The sequence below is a fragment of the Pseudomonas sp. RL_105y_Pfl2_101 genome, from assembly GCF_963970585.1.
GTDB lineage: Bacteria > Pseudomonadota > Gammaproteobacteria > Pseudomonadales > Pseudomonadaceae > Aquipseudomonas.
The window spans coordinates 1-6,179 of record NZ_CAXAPG010000071.1 but is presented as its reverse complement, the minus strand read 5'-3'; the positions used below and the strand labels follow the sequence as shown (position 1 = coordinate 6,179).

Sequence of the window (6,179 nt, the reverse complement as noted above, 5' to 3'; positions counted from 1 at the left end):
ATGCGCGACCTCTCTGTGACCTGCGCTCCCCGAACAGTAATCTTCAACAACCGACAATTTCGCCTGCTCTGTGTACTTTTTCATGACACCCCTGGATGTTGATGTCCAACATTTCGGGGTCAGATCAATACGCGGACACCATCGCCTTTAATGCTGGAGTTTGGTAGGTGTGTTCGCCATCCGCTTACACTGAACTTCAGATCCATTGCATCGCTCCTGTCGAAACGGCACCCATCGTAAACACAAATCGGCGTATTAGGTCGTCCATGAGTGACTTCTTTTGGATGTGGATTCAACCGGTCGATGCAACAGATTGGCTAAATCGTTCAGCATGCACTCAAGGAACCGTCTGACCCGAGGTATTTTGGGGATCCCAACAGCTTGAAAGATTGCGTATCCGCAAGCTCATCAAAAGGTCTCTGTCCACTCTACTGTCAGTCAGCGCCTACCGCAGGAATCGCTCCATCGCGAAAAGCGCCAACGACTGGGGCACCTGCCCTTTCATCACCCAATGCGCAATGCCCTGCCCAAACAGCGGGGCAAATTTGAAGCCGTGCCCGCTGAGCCCGGCCGCCACGATCAATCCAGGCATTCGCGGATCGACACCGACAATCGGGTTACCATCGGGTGTGCTGTCAAAGAACGACACTCGACGCCCCAAGGGTTGCGCGCCCTCCAGTCTGCCCAATCGCCTGACTGCCCTATCTCGATAACTACGCACAGTGGCGTCACTCATGCTGCGATCAAAAGCGTCCGGATCGATTGCATAACTATCGGACGCTCGCAACGAGCCGATGAAGTAGGTTCCCGGACTGTCCGGGCGCAGGTAAAACCCCGCGCTGCGATCACCGTATCCCGGCATAAGCTGATCTTGATCTGGGGATGCCACGGTGACAATGCCCACACATTGTCGCGTGGCGCTGATTGGCAGCGGCACTCTGCAATCCGCCGCCAGCACGGCCGCCCAAGGTCCGGCGGCATTGACAACATTACTGCTGGCGATAAACCCGCTGTCCGTTTGCACCCCAGCCACTCGCCCCGCCCGGCAGACAATCCGTCTTACTGCCCGGCCCTCTTCGATTACCGCGCCGCGGCTGCGCGCGCCTGTCGCGAAGCTTTCGGCGGTCCGAATCGGGTCACAATATCCAGCATCAGGCTCATGCACCACTCCTACCAAGCCATCCGTCCGCAGGTCAGGAACCAGCACTTGCGCCTCGGCCGGTGATAGCCATCGCACCGCAGCCCCATGCGCTTGCAATAACGCAACATTAGCCTCGGTCGCCTGTTGCTCTTGCCTGGAAATCGCGGTCAAGAAACCTGTTGGTCGATAGCCGCACTCCCCCGGATAGTGTTGCGACCAATCACGGTAAGCCCGTACGCCTTGGGCTGCCAGCTGGCTCAGTGCCGGGTCGGCATAGTACTGGCGCACGATCCCCGGCGAAGCGCCTGAAGACCCCGAGGCAATTGCACCTTTGTCTAGAAGGCGAACTGAAAGTCCAGCCTGTACCAGATGCCAGGCAATGCTGCAGCCGGTGGTCCCGGCGCCTATCACGATTACATCGGCATATTCATGCATCGTTGGTCGCGCGCTCAAGGACCACGCTATGTGGCAAGCAAGGGTGCAACAACGCCGGGGACAGCGGTAGGAAGCGGCTACGTGACAGGGTGGACTCCCGAGGCTGCGATGCGGCGAACAATGACTGCAGGGCCGGTAATCCATCATGGCCCAAACATTGCCACAGATACTCGGACAGTCGCGGCATGATCGGGGCCCCCAGGTAAGCCAAACCTTTGAGCCAGGCATAGGCCTGCTCCTGCTGCATGACATCCAGGTCCGGTCGCTGCATCCACTGGTGCAGCACTTCCCAGGCATTGCGCACCGAAACCGCATCCAGTTGGAGTGCTTGATCTAACTGGGCGACAGCCGTCTCAAGGGCCGGCCGCAACGCCGATGGAATCGTCAGCATTTGCCCGGCACCGATGCTGGCCAACGCCATGTCGATTCGGCCGTCGAGCGCCCCTGCCAAGTCCACGTTGACCACCTCGACAAACTCTTCCACAGCGAAGTTAGTCTCACCACTTTCAGGGCTTTCGCGACACAGGAAATACCGCACGCCGTCACTGTTGGCTGGGGTCTTTTCCACAATGTCAGCGGCCCAGACCACATGCAGGCGGCTGGTGGAAAACTTAGTGCCCTGCAACTTGTAGAAATAGTTAGTGAGAACGTAATCAAACGACTGGTGATCCTGCAGGGCGTCCATGACTGCGACACTACCGGCCAGCAACAACACCGCATTGTCGATACCGAAACTGACCAATGTCGTGACATCGCTGTTGCACAGCATAGCGTGGCCGTGATCAGGATCCTTCTCCTGGGAACGATCGGCGCAGGTCAACGCATATTCCCAGCCAGACTCAAACAAAACCCTAGGGTTGGCAAAGCGATCCGGGCTCCAGGCGACGCCCCAGTCACCCGGTGCGGTCAGGCGGATCAAATTGTTTTCCCGTTCCAGGAACCGTGAAATCACCTCGATAATCGACGGCGGCGCACCCGATGCATGCATATGCCGCAGCAGGTTGTCCGGATTCGCTACCTTCAGAAACAGGCTCTCTACCTCGACCCATTTCAGGGGGCTGTCGCCCATACGCGGCTGAGGATTGAGCATGGCTTCCGGGCGGAACAGCGCACCACAGGCTTCGCAGAAGTAACCACCGGCACCTGCCTGGCAGTATGGGCACTGCCCCAGCAACCAGGCGCCGGCCAAATAGCGGCTGGTTTCAGGGCAATACAGTACCCGTTCAGTCACCGTCTCAGTGACGCCCGACGCCACCAGACGCTCCACTGTGCGCTGAGCATTGCGGGCGTGACGTTGCGCATAAGGGCCTTGTACCAGATCCAGAAAGTCGTCGACCTGCACATCCATTGCCCGCAGATCGTTTGCAATCTGCCGGTGATAGTCGCGAACAACCTCTTCCGGCGAGCGCTGCTCTTGCAAGCCCTTCCAGAGAACATAGGAGTCGAAGCCGTCGACCGCCGATACGACGTCGACACTGTGGCCCTGGGTCCGCAGGTAGCGACCCAGCATATCCATGCGCAGATAGGGCCCGGCAATGTGTCCCAAGTGAAGGCGACCATTTGGGGTCGGCGGAATCGGCATCAGGAAGAATCTTTTTGCAGTGATAGGCATCATCTTTTCAGTCCATAAAAACAGGCGGATGTGTTTGGCCATGGGCAGTGACACGGTCGGGACGATGGGCGACGATCAACTCAAGGGCCTCGCTGGCAATCCCAGGGGCCAAGCGAAATCCCGCTCCGCTGCCGGCACCGGCAACGACCACATTGGTCGCGTAGTCGAGAGTCACCAGGGATTCGCCGCCAGGGCTGTAGCTGTCGCAAAACACCCGGCCACCCCGACACCGACCAACGAGGTCGGGCAGATACTTCGCCAGGACGGTTTTAGCCACCTGAACATCGTGGTCGTTGATCTCCAGTTGATGTTTGCGCGGCGCAACATCCCACTCTTCGCAGCGAAAGCTGAACAACCATTGATTACGCGCCGCAAGCGGCATCAGGTAGGCATCGGACTGTGGGAGAAACAATGCCGCAGCATCAGGAGGTGGAGCACCGTCTATATGCAGGGCCACCACCTTCTTGACCCGAAGCCCGTGTTGGGCGGCAATCGACCCAAAGGGGGACTCGTTGATCCAAGGGCCCATCGCCACCAGGGTTCGGTGGGCATAGATGATGGAATCGTCTGACAAGGTGAGCCGCGTCGTCCCGCTGTCGACGTTATCGATATGGCTGACGCCCAACCCTTCGATACAGCTGACATTAGCCGATGCAAGGCTGTGACTAATCAACATCCGCGCGATCAAGGGCGGCTCGTAGCTTTCGGCCGAACCGCCGCTCAAAAGGCTTTGCGCGGCGTCGACATTGAGCCTTGACCCCAGGCGATCGCCCAGCGCAAGCGCTGACACATCGGCAGACTTGACGTCGAAATCGACTACCGCACGCTGGATATCGGCCGCAAACCCGCCATCGGCGAGCCAAAACACCGGCGCTTGCGTGGTACGGATTGAAAACCGGTCGCGAAACGCCCGGTAAAGCCTGGCACTCTGCCCAGCTAGCCGACGTTCGCGCTCCGATCTTCCGGTCGCCAGTAGCACGCCTGCCGAGTGAGAGGTTGCACCGTCGCCGATCCGGTAGCGGTCAATCAACAGGATTTTCCAGTCGGGGTAGCGCTGCGCTGCATGGTGCAGGGTCCAAGCACCAATAATGCCGCCACCGATGATCACTAGATCGAAATCTTGCGTCATACTCATGCCCACCACATTGAAAATACCTGAACTTGGCCCGCGCCGTTATTGCGTGCGAAGTGCGGCTTAAAGGGTGAAAAATAAAGGCTCTCGCCGTTTTTCACCCTGTGCCAGATGCCGTCATAGAAGACATCCAGATCACCTTGAGAAATGAACCAGATCTCACTGACGGCGTGCTTGTCTTCCTCCGTCCCGCAACCAGGATCAAGGGTGAAACGTGACGACAGCATGGGCGCGTTGGCCAGTTTGCCAGCGTAGTTGTGCATGAACAGACGTACGCCTTGCTGTGTTACCTGTTCTTCGGTTTCGCGAATCACCGGGGCATTGCCCTTGGGGGTTAGTGTTATCGGGTCCATTGATAAGCTCCTGGATCTAGTTGGCCACCGCGCTCAGGCGGTCAAAGCGGGCATCCGTGACCTCATCAAAGACCTCACTTGCTCCCCATTGAACAAAGGCCTCAGGCTCGACAAGGTCATACAGGGCTTGCCCGCAAATGCTGTTGATGATTTTCGCGCAACGCCAAGGGATTAACCCCAAGTTCGGGTCGGCAATGCCCTTTTGACTGCGGGCGGCGTTTTGCACATAGATGGCCGAACCCTCGGGGCCATCCCACGCGATGGAATAGTCATCCTTGACCACGTATTCGCCCTCACGCCTGGTAATCCGCGACTCAAGCCCCGCCAGGCATTCAGGCACCTGATAGGCGTAGCCCGTACACAACACTGCAGTGTCAGCGCTCAGTTCTTCGCGCACCTGACTGTGCCCATGGATCATCTCCAGGCTCCAATGATTGTGGCGCTGGTGAATAGCCGTCAGCTCGCGGCCCGGCAATAGGCGGATCTTGCAGGGGTGCTGCAACACGTTTTGAAGTTCGTACATACGCCGATAAATAGACTGCAATAGCGATTGCGAGATGCCGTCACTGGCCAGTTTCTGTTCGGCCAGCAGTGGCTGGCGCACATGCTGGGGCAACTCGAAGAAGTGGTCGCTGTACTGCGGGGTGTACAGCTCGTTGGTGAAAGGCGACTCATCCAACGGGGAAAAATTCCAGCGCCGCGACACCCAGGTCACACTGGCTGGCAGCGCGCTGGTATCGGACAGCAGGTGCTGGATGATCTCCGCCCCGGTCTGGCCGCCACCGATTATCACCACGCGCTTGTCTTTGAGGGAGCGATTACGGGTCATATATTGCGACGAATGAAAAAGCGTGTCCCCGACAAAAGGTTTCGCGCATTCCGGTACCAACGGCTGCTGCCCGGTGCCCAACACCAGGTTGCGTGCCGGCTGAACCCAATGGTCGCCCTTGAGCATAAACAGACCATTTTCAAATTCAACTGAACGCACGTCGCTATTGAATTGCAGGCTTGGCAATTGGCTGCTGGCCCAGCGGTAGTACTGATTGAATTCGCGCCTGAGCACTTGATCAAAATTGGCGTTGATAAAACTCAGCAGCTGCTTTTTCTTGGCAAGGTAGGCAAGAAATGAAAATGGATTGGACGGATCCACAAGACTGACCAGGTCTTTGAGGTAGTGAACTTGCAACATCGCTTCAGGCACCATCATCCCGGAGTGCCACTGAAATTCGCTGCTGCGCTCAAAGAACTTAGCCGTTATTTTCGGATACGGTTGAGCCAGCGCAGCCAGGCTCAAATTGGCTGGCCCAATACCGATACCCGCCAGATCTATTACTTCAGCCGCAGAGTGCAAGCTCATGATCATTATCCCTAGGGAAACTCTGAAAAAGACTTCCTGATTTGGCAAAATTACCGGACACCAGTCGCCGAGCTTTTCAATGATGAAACAGATGACCTTCGCCGATGCCGAGTACGCCGGCAAGCGCAAGCAGACCCGCAAGGAGTTGT

Annotated in this window: 5 protein-coding genes; all 5 read right to left on the bottom strand. The window is 57.5% G+C overall.

All coding sequences use genetic code 11. The features are described from left to right. Positions 1–445 precede the first annotated feature (445 nt). The 5 genes from AACY31_RS28085 to AACY31_RS28065 are packed head-to-tail and all read right to left on the bottom strand — an operon-like array spanning position 446 to position 6,030. Positions 446–1,576, bottom strand: coding sequence for an NAD(P)/FAD-dependent oxidoreductase (locus AACY31_RS28085; RefSeq protein ID WP_339505553.1), 1,131 nt, complete (start codon positions 1,574–1,576; stop codon positions 446–448). After that, entirely contained in the window at positions 1,569–3,191 is a 1,623-nt protein-coding gene (locus tag AACY31_RS28080) for a methionine--tRNA ligase (protein ID WP_339505552.1), read from the bottom strand. Before AACY31_RS28080 ends, AACY31_RS28085 begins: the two co-directional genes overlap by 8 nt. A gap of 4 nt (positions 3,192–3,195) precedes the next feature. Continuing rightward, complete coding sequence (locus AACY31_RS28075; RefSeq protein WP_339505551.1) at positions 3,196–4,323, bottom strand: FAD-binding oxidoreductase; 1,128 nt, start codon at positions 4,321–4,323, stop codon at positions 3,196–3,198. After that, on the bottom strand, positions 4,320–4,673 hold the full coding sequence (locus AACY31_RS28070; RefSeq protein WP_339505550.1) for a cupin domain-containing protein: 354 nt from the start codon (positions 4,671–4,673) through the stop codon (positions 4,320–4,322). Before AACY31_RS28070 ends, AACY31_RS28075 begins: the two co-directional genes overlap by 4 nt. Positions 4,674–4,689: 16 nt before the next feature. Then, on the bottom strand, positions 4,690–6,030 hold the full coding sequence (locus tag AACY31_RS28065; protein WP_339505554.1) for a lysine N(6)-hydroxylase/L-ornithine N(5)-oxygenase family protein: 1,341 nt from the start codon (positions 6,028–6,030) through the stop codon (positions 4,690–4,692). Between the last annotated feature and the right edge of the window lie 149 nt (positions 6,031–6,179).